This is a genomic window from Leclercia sp. LTM14 (assembly GCF_023736175.1).
Lineage (GTDB): Bacteria > Pseudomonadota > Gammaproteobacteria > Enterobacterales > Enterobacteriaceae > Enterobacter > Enterobacter barmai.
This window is the reverse complement of sequence record NZ_JAIKTT010000001.1, coordinates 858,648-883,832: the sequence shown is the minus strand read 5'-3', so window position 1 is coordinate 883,832 and position 25,185 is coordinate 858,648. Positions and strand designations below refer to the sequence as shown.

Genomic DNA, 25,185 nt, shown 5'->3' with positions numbered 1-25,185 from the left:
ATCCGGCACCTACCATGATTTGCCGTATTAACTGAGAGTTTTGATCGGTGAGAGGATCGCCTGCACCGGCTATTAATTTCAGTTCCTTTGAATTTAAATTTCTCATTTCAGTTTCCTGTATATGAAGTAAACAGCGAGCATTACCGCAATTGATATGACTGTTGACAGAAAACAATACAGAACAAAGTTGTCGAAGAAATGGTATGCATTACCAAGCCAGTAATTTATAAAAGGATATGTAAAACAAATTACTGGACATGTAATGAACACAGTTACGATGTCATATTTTATTGACCTTACTTTCTTTTTAAAAATGAAAGAAATGCAGCAAGACATTAATGAATAAAATACAGGCATATATGCAAATTCATAGAATGACATTCCAGTCTCCCTGACAGTATTGAGCATGTTTTCTTATAAGAATGACAATCAACAGCGAGTGATAATAAATAGCATTCGCGTTCAATAGTCTATGTTTTTTTAGGACAATTTTCCTCTTGCACTTCATTAGACGTTTTTAGATAAAACAAAAATAATGTAATTTCTTGATGTTTATGTGTTTTTCTGTGTGTGGTCAAGAGGTCTTATTGTGGAGTGGATTTATTATCTTTATGAAGGAGCCACTAAATACACCTCAATGATATCAATTGTATTTATGTTAATCTTTTGAAATATAACCTAGATGGATTATTAATGATGCGTAACATTAATCTGAACGGATTGGGAACGATAGACTGTGAGGTTTGAAGAGGGGATTATTATTGCGTTATGATGTAAAAATACCGCACATAGTTTAAAAACCTGTGCGGCATTGAATGAATAATTTAATGCTTACGTGCCATTAAATGATGAATAAAATAAAAAGTTACTGTCTCCTCAGCAGCACCTTATTTTTTCACCGCTTCCCCATCCTGCCACGCTTGCTGCAGGGCAGGCCAGTATTCACGGTTAGCCTCAATCATCTCATCCAGAATCGCTTTGGCGTGCTCCATGGTCGGCACGGTGCGGTTCAGGGTGAACGCCTGCAGCGCTTTTTCGTAGCTGCCTTCGATGGTGGCTTCCACCAGCAGCTGCTCTGATGCCAGCTGCTGTTGCAGCAGGGTCTGGTGGAACAGCGGCACCTGGCCGATGCGGATCGGTTCCGGGCCTTCGCTGGTGATATAGGCCGGCACTTCCACCACTGCGTCGTACGGCAGGTTGACGATTGCCCCCTGGTTTTCCACCATCACCAGATGGCGCTGGCGCAGGTTAAACGCCAGCGAACGGGCTACCTCAACGATAAACTCACCGTGGACGCCCACGTGGAAGGCGTCCGGCAGGATCCCGGTACGCTTATACTCTTCAGCGGCGGCAAACAGCTTTTTCTCGCGACCGTTCATCACTTCGTTGGCGCGGGTATAGTCCGGGTTCTGATGTTCCACGATCTGGTTTGGCATCAGGTAGTACTGCAGATACGGGTTCGGCAGATACTCCGGGAAGTTATCCATAATCGGTTTGATGTTGCGCCAGGTTTTCACCCATGACGGATCCGAGTGCTGCGGGTCGGTTTTGGCCGCGTCTTCCGTCAGCAGACCAAATTTAGCGATATGGCGACGCAGTTCCGGCAGTTTGTCCTCGCCATCCACCAGCACGCGGGTAAACCAGCCGAAGTGGTTCAGGCCGAAGTAATCCACCTCCAGCTTGTGGCGATCCACGCCGAGAATGGCCCCCATGTTACGCATTGCCGCAACCGGCATATCGCAGATGTTCAGCACCCGGGCGTCCGGACGCAGGCGGCGCACCCCTTCTGCGACGATGGCCGCCGGGTTGGAGTAGTTCACGATCCACGCTTTTTCGTGGGCGTAGCGCCCGACCATGTCGATCAGCTCAACCATCGGCAAAATAGTGCGTAAGCCATACGCCAGCCCGCCCGGGCCGCAGGTCTCCTGGCCGACCACGCCGTGGCGCAGAGGGATCTTCTCATCCTGCTCGCGCATTTTGTACTGGCCGACGCGCATCTGGGCGAAGACGAAATGGGCCCCGCTGAAGGCCACTTCCGGGTCGCTGGTGACGGTAAATTTGATGCTCTGGCTGTGATCGCGGATCACCTTCTCCACCACCGGGGCGATGGTGTCCTGCCGCCCGGCATCAATGTCGTAGAGGCGAATTTCCGCCAGCGGGAAATCTTCCAGTCGCACCATCAGGCTTTTCACAATCCCTGGCGTGTAGGTGCTGCCGCCACCGGCGATAGAGAGAATAAATGGGGGTGTAAACATAGTTGTCTCCTTCAGAGAATCGTCTCGACCGCTTCTCGCATTTTTTTGACATGCAGCCCGTAGACCACCTGAACGTTATTACCTTGCTTGATGACGCCTTTCGCGCCTGTCGCCTTGAGCCGTGGCTCGTCGATGATGGCGACATCCTTAACCGTGACGCGCAGACGGGTGTAGCAGTTATCCACCACATCAATATTGTCGCGCCCGCCGAGGCCGACGATGATCGCCTCGCCTAAGCCGTCGTTGCTGCCTTTAGCCTGATACTCCTGCTTGCTGTACAGACGCGTCTCCTGATCTTCTTCCTCGCGCCCCGGCGTCTTCATACGGAAATGCAGGATCAGGAAGCGGAAGATAACGAAGTAGAGGGTGAACATGATCAGCCCGACCAGGATGTACATCGGCCAGTTGGACTTCTCCGTACCCAGCGGCAGGTTGTAGAGAACGAAATCGATAATGCCGTTAGCGCCGATGGCGTGAACGCCGAGCAGGTAGAAGAGCATCATGCCAATCCCGGTCAGCACCGCATGCACCACGAACAGCAGCGGGGCGACGAACAGGAAGGAGAACTCAATCGGCTCGGTAACGCCTACCAGGAACGAGGTCAGCGCCGCCGGGATCAGAATGGCTTTCGCTGCGGCTTTACGCTCCGGTTTCGCGGTGACATACATCGCCAGCGCGGCGGCAGGCAGGCCAAACATTTTACTAATTCCACGGGCATCCCAGACGACGGTGCTGCTGAGCTGCTTCACGTCAGGGCAGGCCATCTCGGCAAAGTAGATGTTACGCGCGCCCTGATAGGTGGCGCCGCACACCTCCTGGGTCCCGCCCAGTTCGGTATAGAGGAACGGGGTATAGACCAGATGATGCAGGCCGGTTGGCACCAGGATGCGCTCCAGGAAGCCGTAAACCGCGACGCCAAACGGCCCGGCCCCTTTGATGGCTAAAGCCGCAGCGCTGATACCGTCCTGGGCGAACGGCCACAGCTCGCTCATCACCACGCCCAGCAGCATCGAGACCGGCAGCATGATGATGGCGACAAAGCAGTGACCGGAGTAGATGGCCATCGCGCCGTTAAATTGCACGCTGGAATATTTGTTATAGAGGTAGCCCGACAGCGCACCGGTGAGGATCCCGGCGAACACGCCCATCTCCAGTACCTGCACCCCCAGCACCATGCTCTGCCCGGCGGCTTTCATCTGGTCCGCGGGTGCCAGCGCGCCCTGCAACTGCAGCGTGACGTTCATGGCGTTGATAAACACCACGAATGTCACCAGGCCAATCAGCGCCGCGTAACCCTTGTCACGGGTCGCCAGACCAATGGGGATCCCCACGGCGAACACCAGCGCCAGGTTAACCAGCACCGAGACGGCGGATTTGGCGATCAGCTGGCCGATGCTCTGGATCAGCGGATGGCCGAGGAATGGCAGATACCCGGCAAGAGCGCCGTTACCCAGCACATTCCCAAAGGCGATAAACAGACCGACAATCGGCAGGATGAGTACCGGACCGTATAATGATTTTCCGAAATTTTGTAGGGCGTTCACGGCTCGTTTCATAACGTTCTCTCTTATTGAACCGCGCACTCAGGGTGCGTCTGATAATAAAACTAGCAGGGTAAACGCTTGTTTATCCAGCTATCTTATTGTTTTAAAAACAAATGACGTAAAAGGTTACATGTAACGTTACGCGCTGTGATCGCCGTAACAGCCGGATTTTTTCGCGAATCATGACTTTGCGAGGCGTTATCCAGAATTGGAATCAATGCTTTTGTATTAATGAAACTTGCGGATAATAATTAACCCGACGTCGACCAACAGGCCCGCGAGGCCAGGGATAAAGGATGAAACCGTTTCGCTTCGCTGCACTTTCATTAGCGCTGCTCACTTCACTTGCGCTTGTCGGCTGTGACAACAGCGACGATATGCCCAAACCACAGGCCCCCGCCGCGGCGGCTGCTTCCACCACGCAACCGGCTGTACCGGCAAAACCTGACAGCGCCACGCTGGAAAAACTGGCGACACAAAGTCAGGGCAAAGCGCTGACCCTGTTGGATGCGTCTGAAGTTCAGCTGGACGGTGCCGCCGCCCTGGTGCTGACCTTCTCCGTTCCCCTCGATCCCGCCCAGGACTTCGCCCGCGCGGTTCACGTGGTCGATAAAAAAAGCGGCAAGGTCGACGGCGCATGGGAGCTGGCGCCTAACCTGAAAGAGCTGCGCCTGCGTCACCTGGAGCCAAATCGTAACCTGGTGGTCACCGTCGAAAGTGCGCTGCTCGGGCTGAATAAAGCCACCCTAGGCAGCGACATCGAAAAAACCATTACCACCCGCGATATAGAGCCGAGCGTGGGCTTCGCCAGCCGCGGTTCGCTGCTGCCGGGCAAGGTCGTCGAAGGGCTGCCGGTAATGGCGCTGAACGTCAATAACGTTGATGTGAATTTCTACCGGATCAAACCGGAATCGCTTGCCGCCTTCGTCAGCCAGTGGGAGTACCGCAGCTCGCTCACCAACTGGGAATCCGACAATCTGCTTAAGATGGCCGAGCTGGTCTATACCGGCCGCTTCGACCTGAACCCGGCGCGCAACACGCGCGAGAAACTGCTCCTGCCGCTGGCGGACATCAAGCCGTTACAGCAGGCGGGGGTCTACATCGCGGTGATGAATCAGGCCGGGCACTATAACTACAGCAACGCCGCCACGCTCTTTACCCTCAGCGATATTGGCCTTTCCGCGCACCGCTACCATAACCGGCTGGATATCTTTACCCAGAGCCTGGAGAATGGCGCGGCGCAATCGGCCATTGAGGTACAGCTGCTGAACGATAAAGGGCAGACGCTGGCCCAGGCCACCAGCGACGCCGACGGCCACGCGACGCTGCAGACCGATAAAGAGGCGGCGCTGCTCCTCGCCCGTAAAGACGGGCAGACCACGATGCTGGATTTAACGCTCCCGGCGCTGGATCTGGCGGAGTTCGCCATCTCCGGCGCGCCGGGCTTCAGTAAACAGTTCTTTATGTTTGGTCCGCGCGATCTCTACCGCCCGGGCGAAACGCTGATCCTTAACGGCCTGCTGCGCGACAGCGACGGCAAGCCGCTGCCCGACCAGCCCGTGAAGCTGGAGGTGCTGCGCCCGGACGGCCAGGTGGCCCGCACGGTGGTCAGCCAGCCGGAAAACGGCCTGTATCGTTTTAACTATCAACTGGATAGCGGGGCGCAGACCGGAATGTGGCACGTGCGCGCCAGCACCGGCGATAACCAGCAGCGGATGTGGGATTTCCACGTCGAAGACTTTATGCCGGAACGCATGGCGCTGAATATCGCCGGGCAAAAAGTGCCGGTCGCGCCGCAGGATGATATCGCCTTCGACGTGACGGGGTATTACCTGTACGGCGCCCCTGCCAACGGCAACAGCCTGCAGGGGCAGATGTTCTTGCGTCCGCTGCGTGAGGCCGTGGCCGCACTGCCGGGCTTCCAGTTTGGCGACATCGCCGAAGAGAACCTGAGCCGTAGCCTGGATGAAGTGCAGCTCACCCTCAATGAGGAGGGGCGCGGGCAGGTGACCAGCGAAAGCCAGTGGAAAGAGACGCACTCTCCGCTGCAGGTAATTTTGCAGGCCAGCCTGCTGGAGTCCGGCGGACGTCCGGTGACCCGCAGAGCGGAGCAGGCGGTCTGGCCAGCGGCAACCCTGCCGGGCATCCGTCCGCAGTTCGCCAGCAAAGCGGTCTATGACTACCGCACCGACACCACCGTCAACCAGCCGATTGTTGAGGAGAACAGCCAGGCCGGGTTCGATATCGTCTATGCCGATGCCAGCGGAGCGAAAAAAGCGGTCTCCGGCCTGCAGGTTCGCCTGATCCGCGAGCGTCGGGACTACTCGTGGAACTGGTCGGAAAGCGAGGGCTGGCAGTCCCAGTTTGATCAAAAAGATCTGATTGAAGGCGAGCAGGCGCTGGATCTGGCCGCGGACGAAACCGGAAAAGTGAGCTTCCCGGTGGAGTGGGGCTCCTATCGTCTGGAGGTAAAAGCCCCGGACGACGCGGTCAGCAGCGTTCGCTTTTGGGCAGGTCACAGCTGGCAGGACAACAGCGACGGCTCCGGCGTGACGCGTCCGGACCGCGTCACCATGAAGCTGGATAAACCGGCCTATCAGCCTGGGGACACTATTAAGCTGCACATTGCCGCACCGGCGGCTGGTAAAGGCTACGCGATGATCGAATCCAGCGAAGGGCCGCTGTGGTGGAAAGAGATCGACGTGCCTGCCGAGGGGCTGGATATGACGATCCCGGTGGATAAAGCCTGGAAACGCCACGATCTGTACCTCTCCACGCTGGTGGTTCGCCCTGGCGATAAATCCAAATCAGCCACGCCAAAACGTGCGGTAGGCTTGCTGCACCTGCCGATGGGTGACGAAAGTCGTCGCCTGAGCATCGCCCTGGAAAACCCGCCAAAAATGCGCCCAAACCAGACGCTGGCGGTGAAAGTAAAAGCCAGCGTTAAGGAGGGTGCGGCTCCGCAAAAAGTCAATGTTCTGGTCTCAGCGGTGGACAGCGGTGTGCTGAACATTACCGATTACGTCACTCCCGATCCCTGGCAGGCCTTCTTTGGTCAGAAGCGCTATGGCGCGGACATCTACGATATCTACGGCCAGGTGATTGAGGGCCAGGGCCGACTGGCGTCGCTGCGCTTTGGCGGCGATGGCGATGAACTTAAGCGTGGCGGCAAACCGCCGGTTAACCATGTCACCATTATCGCCCAGCAGGCGCAGCCGGTAGAGCTGGATGCCAACGGGGAGGGCACCGTCTCGTTACCGATTGGCGACTTTAACGGCGAGCTGCGTCTGATGGCCCAGGCCTGGACCGATGACGATTTCGGCAGCAGCGAGAGCAAAATCATCGTCGCAGCACCCGTTATCACCGAGCTGAACACGCCGCGCTTCCTTGCCAGCGGCGATAACGCAAGGCTGACGCTGGATCTGACCAACCTCACCGATCGTCCGCAGACCCTGAACGTAGCCCTGACCGCGGGCGGCAACCTGGCGCTGGAAGGTGCCCAGCCGCAGCCGATCCAGCTGGGCGCGGGTGAACGCTATACGCTGTTTATTCCGGTGCGGGCGCTGGACGGCTACGGCGAGGGCGAAATCGCCGCCCAGGTAAGCGGGCTGATGCTTCCAGGCGAAACCTTTGCCCCGCAGCAGAAGAGCTGGAAAATCGGCGTGCGCCCGGCGTTCCCGGCGCAGACGGTGAATACCGGCACCATGCTTAATCCAGGCGAAAGCTGGCATGTACCGACCGAACAGCTCGCTAATTTCTCCCCGCTGACGCTACAGGGACAGCTTATGCTCAGCGGCAAGCCGCCGCTTAACCTGGCCCGTTACATCCGCGAGCTGCAGGCCTATCCGTATGGCTGTCTGGAACAGACCACCAGCGGCCTGTTCCCGTCCCTCTATACCAATGCCGCCCAGCTGAATGCGCTGGGCATCAAGGGCGACAGCGACGACAAGCGTCGGGCGGCTATCGAGATCGGCATCTCCCGCCTGCTGCAGATGCAGCGCGACGATGGCGGTTTTGCCCTGTGGGATAAAAATGGCCCGGAAGAGTACTGGCTCACCGCTTACGTCACCGATTTCCTGGTGCGGGCAGAGGAGCTGGGTTACAGCGTACCGGCTGATGCCATCACCAATGCCAACAACCGCCTGCTGCGCTACCTGCAGGATCCGGGCATGATGGCGATTCGTTATAGCGAAGATACCCAGGGCAGCAAGTTCGCCGTTCAGGCTTATGCCGCGCTGGTGCTGGCACGCCAGCAGAAAGCTCCGCTGGGCGCGCTGCGCGAAATCTGGGAGCGTCATGCCCAGGCCAAATCAGGCCTGCCGCTGATGCAGCTGGGGATGGCGCTGAAGCTGATGGGCGATGCGCCGCGCAGCCAGCAGGCGCTGGATCTGGCCATCAAAACGCCGCGCAGCGAGACGCAAAACTGGCTGGCCGATTACGGCAGCCCGCTTCGCGATAACGCGATGATGCTCAGCCTGCTGGAAGAGTACAAACTGTTGCCGGATGCCCAGAACGCGCTGCTGACCGTGCTTTCCCAGCAGGCTTTCATCCAGCGCTGGCTCTCGACCCAGGAGAGTAATTCCCTCTTCCTGGCGGGACGTTCCCTGCAGACGCTCTCCGGAGCCTGGCAGGCCACCACGTCGGTGAGGGAAGGCAGCATTCAGGGCGATAAACCGCAGGTGCAAAACCTCAATGCCGACCAGCTGGCGGCGCTGCAGGTGACTAACACCGGTACCGCGCCGCTGTGGTTGCGTCTGGACAGCAGCGGCTATCCGCAGTACGCCCCACAGCCTGCCTCGAACGTGCTGAAAATTGAGCGCCAGATCCTGGCAACCGATGGCAGCAGCAAGTCGCTCTCCTCCCTGAAAAGCGGCGAGCTGGTGCTGGTCTGGCTGAACGTCACTGCCACCCAGAGCGTGCCGGATGCGCTGGTGGTGGATCTGCTGCCTGCGGGGCTGGAGCTGGAAAACCAGAACCTCGCCAGCAGCAGCGCCAGCCTGCAGGAGAGCGGCAGTGAGGTACAAAACCTGCTCAGCCAGATGCAGCAGGCCGATATCCAGCATATGGAGTTCCGCGACGACCGCTTTGTCGCCGCCGTACCGGTCAATGAAGGCCAGCCGGTGACGCTGGTCTATCTGGCGCGCGCCGTTACGCCGGGAACCTACGCGGTGCCTGTGCCGATGGTGGAATCGATGTACGTACCGCAGTGGCGGGCAACAGGTGCGGCCAGCGGCCCGCTGATTGTCGTTCCGTAACGTGCGGGTTCGCGCTCTGTTACGCTCCCGCTGGCTGTGGCTGGCGGGGGCGCTTCTTCTGCTCTGGGGCAGCGTTGTTGCCGCCGATCGCCTGTGGCCGCTGCCGTTACATGAGGTCAACCCGGCTCGCGTGGTGGTGGACGAAAAAGGCATCCCGCTGTGGCGCTTTGCCGATCGCGACGGGATCTGGCGTTATCCGGTCACCATCGAAGAGGTTTCGCCACGCTATCTTGAGGCGCTGATCCAGTATGAAGATCGCTGGTTCTGGGATCATCCGGGCGTCAATCCCTTTTCGGTACTGCGCGCTGCCTGGCAGGATCTGATTGCCGGGAAGGTGATCTCGGGCGGCAGTACGCTGACCATGCAGGTGGCCCGTCTGCTGGATCCCCATTCCCGCACGCTGGGCGGTAAAGTCCGCCAGCTCTGGCGGGCGTTCCAGCTGGAGTGGCACCTCTCTAAACGTGACATCCTGACGCTCTACCTCAATCGCGCCCCGTTTGGCGGCACCCTGCAGGGCGTGGGGGCCGCAAGCTGGGCCTATCTGGGAAAATCCCCTGCGCAGTTGAGCTACTCCGAAGCCGCGCTGCTTGCCGTATTGCCGCAGGCGCCGAGCCGTTTACGCCCGGACCGCTGGCCGCAACGTGCCGAGGCGGCGCGCAATAAAGTCCTCAACCGCATGGCCTCTCAGGGCGTCTGGTCTGCGCGTCAGGTTAAAGAGTCGCAGGAAGAACCCGTCTGGCTGGCTCCCCGGCAGATGCCGCAGCTTGCGCCGCTGTTCTCGCGCATGATGCTGGGCAAAAGCCGGGACAGCAAAGTGGTGACCACTCTGGATGCCACGCTGCAGCGCCAGCTGGAAGAGCTGGCCCTGAACTGGAAGTCCCGCCTGCCACCCCGCAGTTCGCTGGCGATGATCGTTGTGGATCATACCAATATGAAAGTGCGCGGCTGGGTAGGATCGGTGGACATCAACGACGACAGCCGTTTCAGCCATGTGGATATGGTCAGCGCGATCCGATCCCCGGGATCGGTGCTGAAGCCGTTTGTCTATGGCCTGGCGATGGATGACGGGCTGATCCACCCGGCCTCGCTGCTGCAGGATGTGCCGCGACGCACCGGTGATTACCGTCCGGGTAACTTTGACAGCGGCTTTCACGGTCCGATCAGCATGAGCGAGGCGCTGGTGCGTTCCCTGAACCTGCCCGCCGTTCAGATGCTGGAGGCCTACGGGCCGAAAAAGTTTGCCGGGATGCTGCGTAACGTCGGATTACCGCTTCTTCTGCCTGCTGGCGCTCAGCCGAACCTCTCCCTGATCCTGGGGGGGGCCGGGGCGCGTCTGGAGGATATTGCCGCAGCGTACAGCGCCTTTGCCCGGCAGGGTCGTGCAGGGAAACTGCGTTTACAGCCAGCAGATCCGCTGCTCGAACGGCCCTTGTTGTCGCCGGGGTCCGCGTGGATCATCCGGCGCATTCTGGCGAACGAAGCGCAGCCGCTGCCGGACAGCGCCCTTGCGCAGGTGGTGCCGCTGGCGGTAAAAACCGGCACCAGCTACGGCTATCGTGACGCATGGGCGATAGGGGTGAACGCGCGCTACGTGATTGGCATCTGGACCGGCAGGCCGGACGGCACCCCGGTGGCCGGGCAGTTTGGCTTTGCCAGCGCCGTACCGGTGTTGAATCAGGTCAACAATCTACTGCAGTCGCGCTCGGCGCTGGAGGAAGCGCGTCTGCCGCGCGATCCGCGCCCTGAATCGGTGAGCCGCGGGGTGATCTGCTGGCCGGGCGGGCAGTCGCTGCCGGAGGGGGACAGCAACTGCCGCCGTCGGCTCGCGACGTGGCTGCTTGAAGGAAGCCAGCCGCCGACGCTGCTGCTGCCGGAGCAGGAGGGCATTCGCGGCATTCGTTTCCCGGTCTGGCTCGATAATAGCGGCAAACGGGTAGCGGCGGACTGCCCGCAGGCGCAGGAAAAAAGCGTGGACGTCTGGCCGCTGCCGCTGGAGCCCTGGCTGCCCCAGGCGGAGCGGCGCTCGTCGCGCATTCCGCCTGCGTCAACAGCCTGCCCACCGCTGAACCAGGCCTTCCCGGCGCCGCTGCTGCTCTCCGGCATTCGCCAGGGGGCGGTGATTAAGCGCCTGCCGGGCGAGTCGCAGGTCTCGCTGCCTTTGCAGGTTAGCGGCAGCGACGGACCGCGCTGGTGGTTTCTCAACGGCGAACCGCTGAATGTCCAGGGGCGGATATATACGCTGCGCCTTGAAAAGGCAGGGGATTATCAACTGCTGGTGATGGATGAGGCGGGGCAGGTGGCGACCGTGGATTTCACCCTGCAATGAAAAAAACGCGTTTCGGCAAGGATCTGTTGTTAAAACTCGTCTTATTTTAAAAAAATGTTACATGCATCCATAGGCAATGGCGCCAATGCTCATTATAATCCGCGCCATATATTTCGCATGAATGCAAAACAACAGAACAAATCACAGAGGTAATCATGGCTATTGAACGTACTTTTTCCATCATCAAGCCAAACGCGGTGGCAAAAAACGTTATTGGCAGCATCTTTGCGCGCTTTGAAGCGGCAGGGTTCAAAATTGTTGGTACCAAAATGCTGCATCTGACCGTTGAGCAGGCTCGCGGTTTCTATGCTGAGCACGAAGGTCGCCCATTCTTCGATGGCCTGGTTGAGTTCATGACCTCTGGCCCAATCGTGGTTTCCGTACTGGAAGGCGAAAATGCCGTTCAGCGTCACCGCGATCTGCTGGGTGCAACTAACCCGGACAACGCGCTGGCAGGTACCCTGCGCGCAGATTATGCTGACAGCTTCACCGAGAACGGCACCCACGGTTCCGACTCCGTAGAATCTGCTAAACGTGAAATCGCCTACTTCTTCGCAGAAGGCGAAGTGTGTCCACGTACCCGTTAATTTAACGGTTTCGTTTACACATTATTTTCGTAAATGCCGCGTGCAAACGTGGCATCCCTGTACCAGACTTTGTACAATACAACGCCCCGGACGAGCAGACCGCTTTCCGGGGCGTTTCTTTTCAACCCTCCACGGGCCATAACGTGTAACAACGAGGCCGGAAAATATTATGTCTGAATTAGTTAACACCTCCGAAGTCGCCATTCCTGCGGTTCCCAATAAAAATGGAAAAATCAACCTGCTGGACCTGAACCGTCAGCAGATGCGCGAGTTCTTCAAAGAGATGGGCGAGAAGCCGTTTCGTGCCGATCAGGTCATGAAATGGATGTACCACTATTGCAGCGACAACTTTGATGACATGACTGACATCAATAAAGTGCTGCGCAACAAGCTGAAAGACGTGGCCGAAATCCGCGCGCCGGAAGTGGTGGAAGAGCAGCGTTCTGCTGATGGCACCATCAAGTGGGCGATTGCGGTTGGCGACCAGCGCGTTGAGACGGTTTATATCCCGGAAGACGACCGCGCTACCCTGTGCGTCTCCTCCCAGGTGGGTTGTGCGCTGGAGTGTAAATTCTGCTCCACGGCGCAGCAGGGCTTTAACCGTAACCTGCGCGTATCTGAGATTATCGGCCAGGTGTGGCGCGCGGCGAAAATCGTCGGTGCGGCAAAAGTCACCGGCACCCGTCCTATCACCAACGTGGTGATGATGGGGATGGGCGAGCCGCTGCTGAACCTGACTAACGTGGTTCCGGCGATGGAAATCATGCTCGACGACTTCGGTTTTGGCTTGTCCAAACGTCGCGTTACGCTCTCCACTTCAGGTGTTGTGCCCGCGCTGGATAAGCTCGGCGATATGATTGACGTTGCGCTGGCTATTTCGCTGCACGCGCCAAACGACACCATTCGCGATGAGATCGTGCCAATCAACAAGAAGTACAACATTGAGACCTTCCTGAACTCGGTTCGCGGCTACATTTCGAAGTCCAACGCCAACCAGGGACGCGTCACCATTGAGTACGTCATGCTGGATCACGTCAACGACGGGACCGAGCACGCTCACGAGCTGGCGGCACTGCTGAAAGACACGCCGTGCAAGATCAACCTGATCCCATGGAACCCGTTCCCGGGCGCTCCGTATGGCCGTAGCTCAAACAGCCGTATCGACCGTTTCTCCAAGGTTCTGATGGAGTATGGCTTTACCACTATCGTGCGTAAAACCCGCGGTGATGATATCGATGCCGCCTGCGGTCAGCTGGCCGGTGACGTTATCGACCGTACCAAGCGTACGCTGCGTAAACGTATGCAGGGCGAGTCCATCGCTATCAAGTCCGTGTAATTATTATGCAGTCACGGCGCGTTAATTGCGCCGTGGCGGCTGCGGATGCGAATAAACAGTCATTGCGCCGGTTTATGGGTAATAATTACGGTGCGTTTTATATGACTTTAAGGCAGTATGTAACGACGCAACAACAGTTTAGCCTCACTGACAAGCCGCCTCTGCCAATGTAAACCTGACAGGGTTATGCGGTCTTACTAAGGTTAACTGACCAGAAGTTTCGCGGTGCGGGTGGCATTGTGACTCACCGGCGCCAGGATCCTCAATTTTCACGTACCATTAGTTGTAGCGAATGAATACTGAAGCCACTCACGACCAAAATGCAGCACTTTCCACTGGCGTTCGTCTTCGCAACGCCCGTGAACAACTCGGACTAAGCCAGCAAGTCGTTGCGGAGCGCTTATGTCTGAAGGTTTCCACGGTCCGCGATATTGAAGAAGATAAGGCTCCTGCCGATCTTGCTTCAACGTTTCTGCGTGGTTATATCCGCTCATATGCGAAACTGGTGCATATCCCTGAAGAGGAACTGCTGCCAATGATGGAAAAACAGGCACCGGTCAGAGCGGCGAAAGTCGCGCCGATGCAGAGTTTTTCCCTGGGCAAGCGTCGTAAAAAACGTGATGGCTGGCTGATGAGCTTTACCTGGCTGGTGCTGTTTGTGGTGATCGGCCTGACGGGCGCATGGTGGTGGCAGAACCACAAGGCGCAGCAGGAAGAGATCACCACCATGGCCGATCAGACTTCAGCCGAGCTGAACAACTCAGCGGGCGATGGTGCCCAGAGCATCCCGCTGAATACCGATGCTTCTGCGACCGCCAGCGAAACGCAAGCACCAGCAACCGGCACTCAGGATACGGCAACGGCGCAGAGTGCTGCGCCAACCGCCGAACAGACGGCGCAGGCACCCGCAGACAACGCGGTAGTTTCGCCATCTCAGGCTAACGTTGACGCGGCACCTGCAACCGCGCCTGCGGCAACGGCGGATGCCACTCAGACGTTGCCTTCCGATCCGGCAGGCGTGGCGGCGGCAACTGCCGACCCGAACGCGCTGGTGATGAACTTCACCGCCGATTGCTGGCTGGAAGTGACCGATGCAACGGGCAAAAAGCTGTTCAGCGGCCTGCAGCGTAAAGACGGGAATTTAAATCTGACAGGCCAGGCGCCGTACAAGCTCAAGATTGGTGCTCCGGCTGCGGTGCAGATCCAGTTCCAGGGTAAACCTGTCGATCTGAGCCGTTTTATCAGAACTAACCAGGTTGCGCGTCTGACCGTAAATGCCGAACAATCAGCAGCACAGTAAGTAACAGACAGGCAACGCGGGAGATTTTCCATGCATAACCAGGCTCCTATTCCACGTAGAAAATCGAAACGTATTTACGTCGGGAATGTGCCAATTGGCGATGGTGCCCCCATCGCCGTTCAGTCGATGACCAACACCCGCACCACGGATGTGGAAGCGACGGTCAATCAGATCAAAGCATTAGAACGTGTAGGCGCAGACATTGTCCGCGTTTCCGTGCCAACGATGGATGCGGCAGAAGCGTTCAGGCTTATCAAGCAGCAGGTCTCTGTTCCGCTGGTTGCCGATATTCACTTCGATTACCGTATCGCGCTGAAAGTGGCGGAGTACGGCGTCGATTGCCTGCGTATCAACCCCGGCAACATTGGTAGCGAAGAGCGTATCCGCGCGGTAGTTGATTGCGCCCGCGACAAGAACATCCCCATCCGCATCGGCGTAAACGCCGGTTCTCTGGAAAAAGATCTGCAGGAAAAATATGGCGAGCCGACGCCGCAGGCGCTGCTCGAATCCGCTATGCGTCATGTGGATCATCTCGATCGTCTGAACTTCGACCAGTTCAAAGTCAGCGTGAAAGCCTCCGATGTTTTCCTTGCCGTCGAATCCTATCGCCTGCTGGCGAAGCAGATCGACCAGCCGCTGCACCTCGGGATCACCGAAGCCGGTGGCGCACGCAGTGGGGCAGTGAAATCAGCCATTGGCCTCGGTCTGCTGCTGAACGAAGGCATCGGCGATACCCTGCGCGTCTCGCTGGCCGCCGATCCGGTGGAAGAGATTAAGGTCGGTTTCGACATTCTGAAATCCCTGCGTATTCGTGCCCGCGGCATCAACTTTATCGCCTGCCCGACCTGTTCGCGCCAGGAGTTCGATGTCATTGGTACCGTGAATGCGCTTGAGCAGCGTCTGGAAGATATTATCACCCCAATGGACGTCTCGATCATCGGCTGTGTGGTGAACGGTCCGGGTGAAGCGCTGGTGTCAACACTTGGCGTTACGGGCGGCAACAAGAAAAGTGGTCTCTATGAAGATGGCGTTCGCAAAGATCGTCTGGATAATGGCGACATGATTGATCAGCTTGAAGCCCGTATCCGCGCCAAAGCGGCCATGCTGGATGAAGCGCAGCGCATCAGCGTGCTCCAGGTCGAAAAATAACGTGATGGGAAGCGGTCTGCTTCCTGTGTATGATTGAACCCTTCGGTTACGAACCCCAGGGTTCATTTTTGTCTATAGAAAGAGAACAAACGTGGCAAAGAATATTCAAGCCATTCGCGGCATGAACGATTATCTGCCTGGCGAGACCGCCATCTGGCAGCGCATTGAAGGCACCCTGAAACAGGTGCTCGGCAGCTACGGTTACAGCGAAATCCGTTTGCCGATTGTAGAGCAGACCCCGTTATTCAAACGCGCTATCGGCGAAGTCACCGACGTGGTTGAAAAAGAGATGTACACCTTTGAGGATCGTAACGGCGACAGCCTGACCTTACGTCCGGAAGGTACGGCGGGATGTGTACGCGCCGGCATCGAGCATGGTCTCCTGTACAATCAGGAGCAACGCCTGTGGTATATCGGCCCGATGTTCCGCCACGAACGTCCGCAGAAAGGCCGCTACCGTCAGTTTAACCAGCTGGGTGTCGAAGCCTTTGGCCTGCAGGGTCCGGACATCGACGCTGAGCTGATCATGCTGACCGCGCGCTGGTGGCGTGCGCTGGGCATCGCCGAGCACGTTACGCTGGAGCTGAACTCTATCGGTTCTCTTGAAGCGCGCGCTAACTACCGCGATGCGCTGGTGGCCTTCCTGGAACAGCACAAAGAGAAGCTGGACGAAGACTGCAAACGCCGTATGTACAGCAACCCGCTGCGCGTGCTGGACTCCAAGAACCCGGACGTACAGGCACTGCTGAACGATGCGCCTGCGCTGGGCGATTACCTGGATGACGACTCCCGCGAACACTTTGCCGGTCTGTGCAAACTGCTGGAAGGCGCCGGAATCACCTATACGGTTAACCAGCGTCTGGTACGTGGTCTCGACTACTATAACCGCACCGTATTTGAGTGGGTCACCACTAGCCTCGGATCACAGGGTACTGTCTGTGCCGGCGGTCGTTATGACGGCCTGGTGGAGCAGTTAGGCGGTCGTCCTGCACCTGCAGTTGGCTTTGCCATGGGCCTGGAGCGACTTGTTTTGTTAGTTCAGGCAGTTAATCCGGAATTTAAAGCCGATCCTGTTGTCGATATATACCTGGTAGCCTCAGGTGCGGAAACGCAGTCTGCGGCAATGCAGCTTGCTGAACGCGTGCGCGATGCGCTGCCGGACGCTAAGCTGATGACCAACCACGGCGGCGGCAACTTTAAGAAACAGTTCGCCCGTGCCGATAAGTGGGGCGCGCGTATCGCACTGGTACTCGGCGAGTCAGAAGTGGCTAACGGCGAAGTCGTAGTGAAAGATCTGCGCTCTGGTGAGCAAACAACGGTAACGCAGGACGGCGTTGCGGCGCACTTGCGCACTCTACTGGGCTAAGGAGAAGGACTGCGTGGAAATTTACGAGAACGAAAACGACCAGGTTGATGCGATCAAACGCTTCTTTGCCGAAAACGGCAAAGCCCTGGCTGTTGGGGTAATTTTAGGTATTGGCGCGCTGGTGGGCTGGCGTTACTGGAACAGTCATCAGGTCGATTCGGCGCGCGGTTCTTCCTTACAGTATGAAAATACCGTGAGCGCAATCCGCGCCGATCAGCCGCAAACGCTGACGGCGGCAGAGAAATTTGCCGCTGACAATAAAAACACCTACGGCGCGCTGGCGTCGCTGGAAGTGGCGCAGCAGCTGGTTGATAAAAATGAACTGGATAAAGCGGCAGCACAGCTGCAGCAGGGTCTGGCAGCAGCTAAAGACGATAACCTGAAAGCGGTTATCAATCTGCGCCTTGCCCGTATTCAGGTTCAGCAGAAGAAAGCTGACGAAGCGCTGAAGACGCTGGATAGCGTTAAAGGTGAAGGTTTTGCCGCTATTGTCGCCGACCTGCGTGGTGAAGCACTGCTGAGCAAAGGTGACAAACAGGGCGCGCGCAGCGCGTGGGAAGCGGGCGTGAAAAGTAACGCCTCCCCAGCGCTGAGCGAAATGCTGCAGATGAAAATAAATAATTTGTCCGTCTGAGAGGGACCCGATGCAATTGCGTAAATTACTTCTGCCAGGACTGCTTTCCGTTACGTTATTGAGCGGCTGTTCACTGTTCAGCGGCGAAGAAGATGTTGTCACCATGTCGCCACTGCCGACGGTTGAAAACCAGTTTGAGCCATCCACCGCCTGGAGCACCTCCGTGGGCGGCGGTATTGGTGATTTCTACTCTAACCTGCACCCGGCATCAGCGGACGGCGTTGTCTATGCGGCTGACCGCAAAGGCACGGTGAAAGCCCTGAACGCCGATGACGGCAAAGAAGTCTGGTCGGTTAACCTCGCCGAGAAAAGCGGCTGGCTGTCACGCACGCCAGCGCTGCTGTCAGGTGGCGTAACGGTTGCCGGTGGCCATGTCTATATCGGTAGCGAGAAGGCCCAGGTCTATGCCCTTAACGCCAGCGATGGTTCCATTGCCTGGCAGACCCGCGTGGCTGGCGAAGCACTCTCTCGTCCGGTCGTCAGCGATGGCATGGTGCTGGTACATACCGCAAACGGCCAGCTTCAGGCGCTGAACGAAACTGACGGCGCGGTGAAGTGGACCGTAAACCTGGATATGCCTGCGCTCTCCCTGCGCGGTGAATCTGCTCCGGCCACCGCGTTTGGTGCTGCCATCGTGGGCGGTGATAACGGTCGCGTCAGCGCCGTGCTGATGCAGCAGGGCCAGTTGATCTGGCAGCAGCGTATCTCTCAGGCTACCGGTCCGACCGAAATCGACCGTCTGAGCGACGTGGATACCACCCCGGTTATCGTCAACGGCGTGGTGTATGCCCTGGCCTATAACGGCAACCTGACCGCGATGGATCTGCGTAGCGGCCAGATCATGTGGAAACGTGAGCTGGGCTCGGTGAATGATTTCATCGTCGACGGCAACCGCATCTATCTGGTCGATCAGAACGACCGCCTGCTGGCCCTGAGCACTGAAGGCGGCGTGACGCTGTGGACGCAAAGCGATCTGCTGCACCGTCTGCTGACCGCACCGGCGCTCTATAACGGCAGCCTGGTGGTGGGTGATAGCGAAGGTTACATGCACTGGATTGACCCGAGCAACGGTCGTTTTGTTGCCCAGGAGAAAGTCGACAGTTCCGGTTTCCTGACCGAGCCGGTATCGGTTGACGGCAAACTGCTGATCCAGGCAAAAGACGGTACGCTGTACGCGATCACGCGTTAATCACCGCGGTTGTAGTATACTCAACGGCTCCTGTTGCTTCAGGGGCCGTTTTGATTTTTTAAAAAACGCCGCAAACGCGACGTGATATCGAATTTTATGAGGCTTTAAACATGGTACCTGTGGTCGCGCTTGTCGGGCGCCGAACGTTGGAAAATCCACTCTTTTTAACCGTTTAACACGCACCCGTGATGCGCTGGTTGCGGATTTCCCGGGGCTCACGCGTGACCGTAAGTACGGTCGTGCCGAAGTGGAAGGTCGTGAGTTTATCTGTATCGATACCGGTGGTATCGACGGTACAGAGGACGGCGTTGAAACCCGCATGGCGGAACAATCCCTGCTGGCGATTGAAGAAGCCGACATCGTGCTGTTTATGGTCGACGCGCGTGCGGGCCTGATGCCTGCTGACTCGGCTATCGCCAAGCACCTGCGCTCGCGTGAAAAAGCCACTTTCCTGGTGGCAAACAAAACTGACGGCATCGATCCCGATCAGGCGATGGCGGATTTCTGGTCATTGGGCCTGGGCGACATCTATCCGATAGCCGCCTCTCACGGCCGTGGCGTGACCAGCCTGCTGGAAACCGCACTCCTGCCGTACGTTGACGAGATCAGCCCGCCGGAAGAGGTCGATGAAGATGCAGAATACTGGGCGCAGTTCGAAGAAGGTGAAGAGGGCGAAGAAGAGCCTGAAGACGACTTCAACCCGCAGGATCTGCCGATCAAGCTGGCGATTGTTGGTCGTCCGAACGTAGGTAAGTCCACACTTACTAACCGCATCCTCGGTGAAGACCGCGTGGTGGTGTACGACATGCCGGGCACGACCCGCGACAGCATCTATATCCCCATGCAGCGCGACGAGCGTGAATACGTGCTGATCGACACCGCGGGCGTGCGTAAGCGCGGCAAAATCACCGACGTGGTGGAAAAATTCTCGGTAATCAAAACCCTGCAGGCGATTGAAGACGCCAACGTGGTGATGCTGGTTATCGATGCCCGTGAAGGCATCTCCGATCAGGATCTCTCCCTGCTCGGCTTTATCCTCAATAGTGGGCGCTCACTGGTTATCGTCGTCAACAAGTGGGATGGCCTGAGCAATGAAGTACGTGAGCAGGTGAAAGAGACGCTGGACTTCCGTCTCGGCTTTATCGACTTTGCCCGCGTGCACTTTATCTCTGCCCTGCACGGCAGCGGCGTCGGCAACCTGTTCGAATCCGTTCGCGAAGCCTACGACAGCTCCACCCGTCGTGTGGGTACCGCGATGCTGACCCGCATCATGACCATGGCGGCAGAAGACCATCAGCCACCGCTGGTGCGCGGTCGTCGCGTGAAGCTGAAGTATGCCCACGCGGGGGGTTATAACCCGCCTATCGTGGTTATCCACGGTAACCAGGTGAAGGATCTGCCCGATTCTTACAAACGCTACCTGATGAACTACTTCCGCAAATCGCTGGACGTGATGGGTACGCCGATCCGCATTCAGTTCAAGGAAGGGGACAACCCGTTTGCCAACAAACGCAACACCCTGACCCCGAACCAGATGCGTAAGCGTAAGCGTTTGATTAAACACATCAAGAAAAGCAAATAATTAGCCGATCTGCTGAAAAACCCGCGCCTGTCGCGGGTTTTTTTATGCCTCAACTCCTCTGAAAGCAACGAATAATTATTGATGTGATGTCAATCACTATTCATGTTTATCCAACATAAAATCTAAGAAATAAGACGATTGTCGAATTTTCATCTTTTGGTGGTGGGGTGGGGGCTGGACAAAAGTAGCCTCAGGTTATCAAATGGTTAAATAACATTTCGCCGGATGTAAAAAAGCCGCCAGAACACTCTCTGCGTGGCTGACCTCCGGTGTTTACAAGCACGACGACACATCATCTCGGGAGAATTATGCAATCCTCTGTTAATAAAAACGAAAGCCGAACTTTCTTCGGCCATCCTTATCCACTTGGCTCGCTGTTCTTCACCGAGATGTGGGAGCGCTTCTCGTTTTATGGCATTCGTCCACTACTGATCCTGTTTATGGCCGCCACCGTCTATGACGGCGGGATGGGGCTGGCGCGTGAAAACGCCTCCGCCATCGTCGGTATCTTTGCCGGCACCATGTACCTGGCCGCGCTGCCGGGCGGCTGGCTGGCGGATAACTGGCTCGGACAGCAGAGAGCGGTCTGGTACGGTTCGATTCTGATCGCGCTCGGCCACCTGTCGATTGCGCTGTCTGCGGTGATGGGCAACAACCTGTTCTTTATCGGCCTGATGTTTATTGTCCTTGGTTCGGGCCTGTTCAAAACCTGTATCTCGGTAATGGTCGGCACCCTGTATAAGAAAGGCGATGCGCGTCGTGACGGCGGCTTCTCGCTGTTCTATATGGGCATCAACATGGGCTCATTTATCGCGCCGCTGATCTCCGGCTGGCTGATTAAATCTCACGGCTGGCACTGGGGCTTTGGCATCGGCGGCATCGGGATGCTGGTCGCGCTGGTTATCTTCCGCCTGTTTGCCGTTCCGGCGATGAAACGCTACGACAGCGAAGTGGGGCTGGACTCCACCTGGAACAGCCCGGTGGTGAAGAAAAACGGTGTTGGCGGCTGGCTGCTGGCGCTGGCAGCGGGTGTCGCGATTATCGTCACTCTGATCGCCCAGGGCGTGATTGTAATTAACCCGGTTGCCGTGGCCAGCGTGCTGGTTTACTTCATTGCCGCCTCGGTGGCCCTCTACTTCATCTGGCTGTTTGTCTTTGCCGGCCTGAACCGTAAAGAGCGCGCCAGACTGCTGGTCTGCTTCATCCTGTTGGTGTCTGCGGCGTTCTTCTGGTCTGCGTTCGAGCAAAAACCGACGTCGTTTAACCTGTTTGCCAACGACTACACTAATCGCATGATCGGTGATTTCGAAATCCCGGCCGTGTGGTTCCAGTCGATTAACGCCCTGTTTATTATTCTGCTGGCGCCGGTCTTTAGCTGGGCGTGGCCGAAGCTGGCGAGCAACAACATTCGCCCGAGCAGCATCACCAAGTTCGTGATCGGTATTCTGTGCGCGGCAGGCGGCTTTGGCCTGATGATGCTGGCGGCGCAGAACGTCCTCAGTAACGGTGGGGCAGGCGTTTCTCCGTTCTGGCTGGTGGGCAGTATCCTGATGCTGACCCTCGGTGAACTGTGCCTGAGCCCGATTGGTCTGGCGACCATGACCCTGCTGGCTCCGGAAAGAATGCGCGGCCAGATGATGGGGCTGTGGTTCTGCGCGAGCGCCCTGGGCAACCTGGCGGCGGGCCTGATTGGCGGCCACGTGAAGGCCGACCAGCTGGATATGCTGCCGGATCTCTTCGCGCGCTGCTCCGTTGCTCTGCTGATTTGTGCCGCCGTTCTGACGGTGCTCATTGTTCCGGTGCGTCGTATGCTGGAAAATGCGCAAACGAAAAGTGAGCCGAAACCCGTAACTAACGCCTGAATCTGACCGACATTGCCGGGGCGTGGTTACGCGCCGGCAATGCAACGAAAGAGGTTCAGATGCAGATTGGGTTTGTTGGACTTGGCGCGGTAGTCGAAACCGCCTATTTGCCCGCATTACAACGTACCTTTGCTGAATCACTTCCCTGTCCGGGATTTGATATCCAGCCCGCGAAAACCCTGGATGGCGTTACGCGAGTTCCAACCCTTGCCGACCTTCTTGCCCGACCCCTCAATACGCTTTTTATCACCACCGCATCGCTACAACACTTTGACGTGCTTGAGCAGGCGCTGGCGTCTTCCATCCCACGCATCGTGGTCGAAAAACCGATCGTCGCCACCCTGGGCCAGACCGAAAAGCTGAGATCGCTGCTGGCGAACCCGGAGGCGGCCGCCCGGGTGCTGGCGCTCGATCACTGGATGGCGCGCATAAACCTGGTGCGCCTGGGGCTGGTCAGACACCTTTCTGATATCGTCAGCATCGAGGGTTTTTTGCAGGAGCCAAGCGGGTTTAACGCGGCGGGGGAGCCCATTGCGCTTAACTTCGCCACCGGCGAGCCGGATACCCGGACGCTTCGCCATCCGGATGGGGTGATCCTGGATATCGGCACCCACGTGCTGGCGATGATGCGCGAGACGGTGCGGTATCTGGGCGGCAGCGGCGAGCTTGCTTTACAGGTCGTGACGGCCAGAGATCGGCTGGGGCGCGATATCGCCAGAGGCGATATGACCACCGCGGAAGGCGAGGCGCATCTTCAGGGGACGATGGGCGGCGTGCCGGTGGATATCTGGCTGAACAAATATGCCGGACCGACTGGCGGGCAAAAAGGTCTGCGCCTGCACCTGCGGGACGGCCGCATCATCAATCACGACCGGCGTGGGGCGGAGGATGTGCTGACGCTGACCGACGGCGAGCAGGTTCAGTGCTGGCGCTTTGGCGGCACGATTTACGCCAACTGCCTGGCGGAACACATTCTGGGGGAGCAGAGCCTGTTTGAACGCGACCCGCAGGAGGTGAGCCGCACAACGCAGCGGCGGCTGGAAGAGGTTGAGCTCCTGCTGAGATTACAGCAGCAGCTGCGTGGCCCTCACTGAGCGCATCGTGGTAAAATCGATTGAGTACTGAATATCCTTCAAAGGAGTCATCATGTCGATTACCTGCCCGGAATGTCACGCAGAGCTGGAGCCGCAAAACGGTGTGGCGCACTGCGAGAGCTGCAATAAAGATATTGCCCTGGAAGCCCGCTGCCCGGAGTGCCATCAGCCACTCCAGGTGTTAAAAGCCTGCGGTGCGGTGGATTATTTCTGCCAGAACGGCCACGGACTGATCTCGAAAAAGCGCGTGGAGTTCGTCACGGCTGACTAATCGCATACGCAGCCTTCGCCTTTTTGCCAGAGTTCGACCAGCGACTCTGGCGCTTCCTGTTCGGGAACCAGCACGATGATGTCGGTGTATTGCGCCTGATTGTGCCGGGTCCAGATTATCTGAATGCGAAAATAGCGCTGGTCGCCGCCGCCGGGTGACGACGGCTGGCCGGGCGGCTCTCCACGAGGAATCGCCTGCTGAAGTATGTTCACCACGCGCTGGCGCTGTGCACTGTTAAGCGTCGAGAGAGCGATTCGCCGCAACCCGCTGAGATGGGGGATATAGGCCACGCCGCCTTCACGCGCCAGCTCGACGACCGCGTCATCGGTCAGTTCCGGAACCTGCATTTACAACACTCCCACCTGTTTCCAGGCTTGCTCAATGGCAGCTGCGACGTCACCACCCGATCGCTTTTCACCGTGGGCAACCGTCAGTTTCGCAAAGGCGTCAAAATCTGCATCTTGCGCCAGCTGTCGATCGCAAACCGTGTCATACCATGCATAACCGGCTTTCTCCCAGGCGTTGCCGCCAATGGCCGTTGCAGCAAGATAAAACGCGCGATTGGGAATGCCTGAATTAAGATGCACGCCGCCGTTATCTTCGCGCGTTTTGATAAAGTCTTTCATGTGCGCGGGCTGCGGATCTTTTCCGAGCAGCGGATCGTTATAGGCGGTGCCGGGCTCTGACATCGATCGTAGCCCCTTGCCGTTGATCCCTTCAGCCAGCAGTCCTCCACCAATCAGCCAGTCGGCTTCATCAGCCGTTTGCTTCAGGTGATACTGTTTCACCAGCGAGCCGAAAACGTCCGATAAAGACTCATTCAGCGCGCCCGATTGTTCAAAGTAGATTAGCCCGGCTTCGGTTTCGGTCACCCCATGGCTAAGTTCATGCGCCACTATGTCAATGGCAATGGTGAAGCGGTTAAATATCTCGCCGTCGCCATCGCCAAACACCATCTGCTGACCATTCCAGAAAGCGTTCTGATATTCCCGCCCATAATGAACGGTGCCCGTCAGCATCAGCCCTTTATTATCCAGCGAGTCGCGGTGATAATTTTCCAGAAAAATTCATGGGTGATACCTAAATAATCATAGGCTTCATCGACAGTAATATCCCCGTTTGACGGCTGCCCCTCATAACGCACCTGAATGCCAGGCAGTTCCTGGGCCTGTTTTGCATCATAAATATCACGCTCCAGCTGCCCGGTTTTATTCACGTGCGGCGCGGCGGGTTTACCTGGCATATGGGCCATCAGCGTTTGTACATGCGTCAGCGTCTGGCGGGCGCAACGCTGTTGAGGCTCAGAGCCACTCTCAATAATACGACGAAGAATATAGGGCGGGATCACGCTGTGAATTCGGGTCATGCTTCTCTCCTGTTTCTGGCAATGCCGAAAAAAGAAACACTTTCAGTGTAAATGATGAAGCCGGGGGCG

Annotated in this window: 15 protein-coding genes and 2 pseudogenes; 13 read left to right on the top strand and 4 right to left on the bottom strand. The window is 57.5% G+C overall.

Going from position 1 to position 25,185, the window contains the following annotated elements:
* Positions 1-887: 887 nt before the first annotated feature.
* Both K5I40_RS04115 and K5I40_RS04110 read right to left on the bottom strand, forming a co-directional pair.
* Positions 888-2,255 carry a 6-phospho-alpha-glucosidase gene (locus tag K5I40_RS04115; RefSeq protein ID WP_039029724.1) on the bottom strand — a complete coding sequence of 456 codons (1,368 nt, stop codon included), beginning with the start codon at positions 2,253-2,255 and terminating at the stop codon, positions 888-890.
* A gap of 11 nt (positions 2,256-2,266) precedes the next feature.
* Positions 2,267-3,811 carry a PTS transporter subunit EIIC gene (locus tag K5I40_RS04110; protein WP_223073654.1) on the bottom strand — a complete coding sequence of 515 codons (1,545 nt, stop codon included), beginning with the start codon at positions 3,809-3,811 and terminating at the stop codon, positions 2,267-2,269.
* 284 nt (positions 3,812-4,095) lie between these two features.
* On the opposite strand from K5I40_RS04110, the gene K5I40_RS04105 reads away from it, so the two are divergent.
* The 13 genes and pseudogenes from K5I40_RS04105 to K5I40_RS04045 all read left to right on the top strand — a co-directional run bounded on the left by K5I40_RS04105 (position 4,096) and on the right by K5I40_RS04045 (position 23,750).
* Positions 4,096-9,054, top strand: a complete 4,959-nt coding sequence (locus K5I40_RS04105) for an alpha-2-macroglobulin (protein WP_223073655.1) — start codon at positions 4,096-4,098, stop codon at positions 9,052-9,054.
* The gene (gene pbpC / locus K5I40_RS04100; RefSeq protein WP_255588836.1) at positions 9,041-11,380 is read left to right on the top strand and encodes a peptidoglycan glycosyltransferase PbpC; all 2,340 of its coding nucleotides are present in this window, start codon (positions 9,041-9,043) and stop codon (positions 11,378-11,380) included. The genes K5I40_RS04105 and pbpC overlap by 14 nt, the downstream gene beginning before the upstream one ends.
* A gap of 155 nt (positions 11,381-11,535) precedes the next feature.
* Entirely contained in the window at positions 11,536-11,967 is a 432-nt protein-coding gene (gene ndk, locus K5I40_RS04095) for a nucleoside-diphosphate kinase (protein ID WP_039029721.1), read from the top strand.
* Positions 11,968-12,136: 169 nt separating this feature from the next.
* On the top strand, positions 12,137-13,303 hold the full coding sequence (locus tag K5I40_RS04090; RefSeq protein ID WP_139563359.1) for a bifunctional tRNA (adenosine(37)-C2)-methyltransferase TrmG/ribosomal RNA large subunit methyltransferase RlmN: 1,167 nt from the start codon (positions 12,137-12,139) through the stop codon (positions 13,301-13,303).
* Positions 13,304-13,595: 292 nt separating this feature from the next.
* The gene (rodZ, locus tag K5I40_RS04085; protein ID WP_223073656.1) at positions 13,596-14,603 is read left to right on the top strand and encodes a cytoskeleton protein RodZ; all 1,008 of its coding nucleotides are present in this window, start codon (positions 13,596-13,598) and stop codon (positions 14,601-14,603) included.
* A 30-nt stretch (positions 14,604-14,633) separates the two neighbouring features.
* Positions 14,634-15,752, top strand: coding sequence for a flavodoxin-dependent (E)-4-hydroxy-3-methylbut-2-enyl-diphosphate synthase (gene ispG, locus K5I40_RS04080; RefSeq protein ID WP_039029718.1), 1,119 nt, complete (start codon positions 14,634-14,636; stop codon positions 15,750-15,752).
* Positions 15,753-15,843: 91 nt separating this feature from the next.
* Entirely contained in the window at positions 15,844-17,118 is a 1,275-nt protein-coding gene (hisS, locus tag K5I40_RS04075; RefSeq protein WP_223073657.1) for a histidine--tRNA ligase, read from the top strand.
* Between the two features lie 13 nt (positions 17,119-17,131).
* A complete protein-coding gene (locus K5I40_RS04070; RefSeq protein ID WP_039029716.1) occupies positions 17,132-17,752 on the top strand; it encodes a YfgM family protein in 621 nt (206 codons plus the stop codon).
* Positions 17,753-17,762: 10 nt separating this feature from the next.
* Positions 17,763-18,941 (top strand): outer membrane protein assembly factor BamB, encoded by a 1,179-nt coding sequence (gene bamB / locus K5I40_RS04065; RefSeq protein WP_039029715.1) that lies wholly within the window; start codon positions 17,763-17,765, stop codon positions 18,939-18,941.
* A 110-nt stretch (positions 18,942-19,051) separates the two neighbouring features.
* A pseudogene (gene der, locus K5I40_RS04060) lies at positions 19,052-20,523 on the top strand (ribosome biogenesis GTPase Der).
* A 308-nt stretch (positions 20,524-20,831) separates the two neighbouring features.
* The gene (locus K5I40_RS04055) at positions 20,832-22,385 is read left to right on the top strand and encodes a peptide MFS transporter (RefSeq protein ID WP_138369762.1); all 1,554 of its coding nucleotides are present in this window, start codon (positions 20,832-20,834) and stop codon (positions 22,383-22,385) included.
* Positions 22,386-22,444: 59 nt separating this feature from the next.
* Positions 22,445-23,479 carry a Gfo/Idh/MocA family oxidoreductase gene (locus tag K5I40_RS04050; RefSeq protein ID WP_223073658.1) on the top strand — a complete coding sequence of 345 codons (1,035 nt, stop codon included), beginning with the start codon at positions 22,445-22,447 and terminating at the stop codon, positions 23,477-23,479.
* Between the two features lie 52 nt (positions 23,480-23,531).
* Positions 23,532-23,750, top strand: a complete 219-nt coding sequence (locus K5I40_RS04045) for a zinc ribbon domain-containing protein (protein ID WP_223073659.1) — start codon at positions 23,532-23,534, stop codon at positions 23,748-23,750.
* Here the strand turns inward: K5I40_RS04045 and K5I40_RS04040 are convergent.
* Together K5I40_RS04040 and K5I40_RS04035 are read right to left on the bottom strand one after the other, a co-directional pair.
* On the bottom strand, positions 23,747-24,097 hold the full coding sequence (locus tag K5I40_RS04040; RefSeq protein ID WP_039029710.1) for a protealysin inhibitor emfourin: 351 nt from the start codon (positions 24,095-24,097) through the stop codon (positions 23,747-23,749). The genes K5I40_RS04045 and K5I40_RS04040 overlap by 4 nt on opposite strands.
* Positions 24,098-25,116: pseudogene (locus K5I40_RS04035) on the bottom strand (M4 family metallopeptidase).
* Positions 25,117-25,185: the final 69 nt, after the last annotated feature.

Bases quoted from the DNA above. Each gene is read 5' to 3' on its own strand.
- K5I40_RS04115 (WP_039029724.1), bottom strand. From the start codon at position 2,255: ATGTTTACACCCCCATTTATTCTCTCTATCGCCGGTGGCGGCAGCACC.
- K5I40_RS04110 (WP_223073654.1), bottom strand. From the start codon at position 3,811: ATGAAACGAGCCGTGAACGCCCTACAAAATTTCGGAAAATCATTATAC.
- K5I40_RS04105 (WP_223073655.1), top strand. From the start codon at position 4,096: ATGAAACCGTTTCGCTTCGCTGCACTTTCATTAGCGCTGCTCACTTCA.
- ndk (WP_039029721.1), top strand. From the start codon at position 11,536: ATGGCTATTGAACGTACTTTTTCCATCATCAAGCCAAACGCGGTGGCA.
- K5I40_RS04090 (WP_139563359.1), top strand. From the start codon at position 12,137: ATGTCTGAATTAGTTAACACCTCCGAAGTCGCCATTCCTGCGGTTCCC.
- rodZ (WP_223073656.1), top strand. From the start codon at position 13,596: ATGAATACTGAAGCCACTCACGACCAAAATGCAGCACTTTCCACTGGC.
- ispG (WP_039029718.1), top strand. From the start codon at position 14,634: ATGCATAACCAGGCTCCTATTCCACGTAGAAAATCGAAACGTATTTAC.
- bamB (WP_039029715.1), top strand. From the start codon at position 17,763: ATGCAATTGCGTAAATTACTTCTGCCAGGACTGCTTTCCGTTACGTTA.
- K5I40_RS04055 (WP_138369762.1), top strand. From the start codon at position 20,832: ATGCAATCCTCTGTTAATAAAAACGAAAGCCGAACTTTCTTCGGCCAT.
- K5I40_RS04050 (WP_223073658.1), top strand. From the start codon at position 22,445: ATGCAGATTGGGTTTGTTGGACTTGGCGCGGTAGTCGAAACCGCCTAT.
- K5I40_RS04045 (WP_223073659.1), top strand. From the start codon at position 23,532: ATGTCGATTACCTGCCCGGAATGTCACGCAGAGCTGGAGCCGCAAAAC.
- K5I40_RS04040 (WP_039029710.1), bottom strand. From the start codon at position 24,097: ATGCAGGTTCCGGAACTGACCGATGACGCGGTCGTCGAGCTGGCGCGT.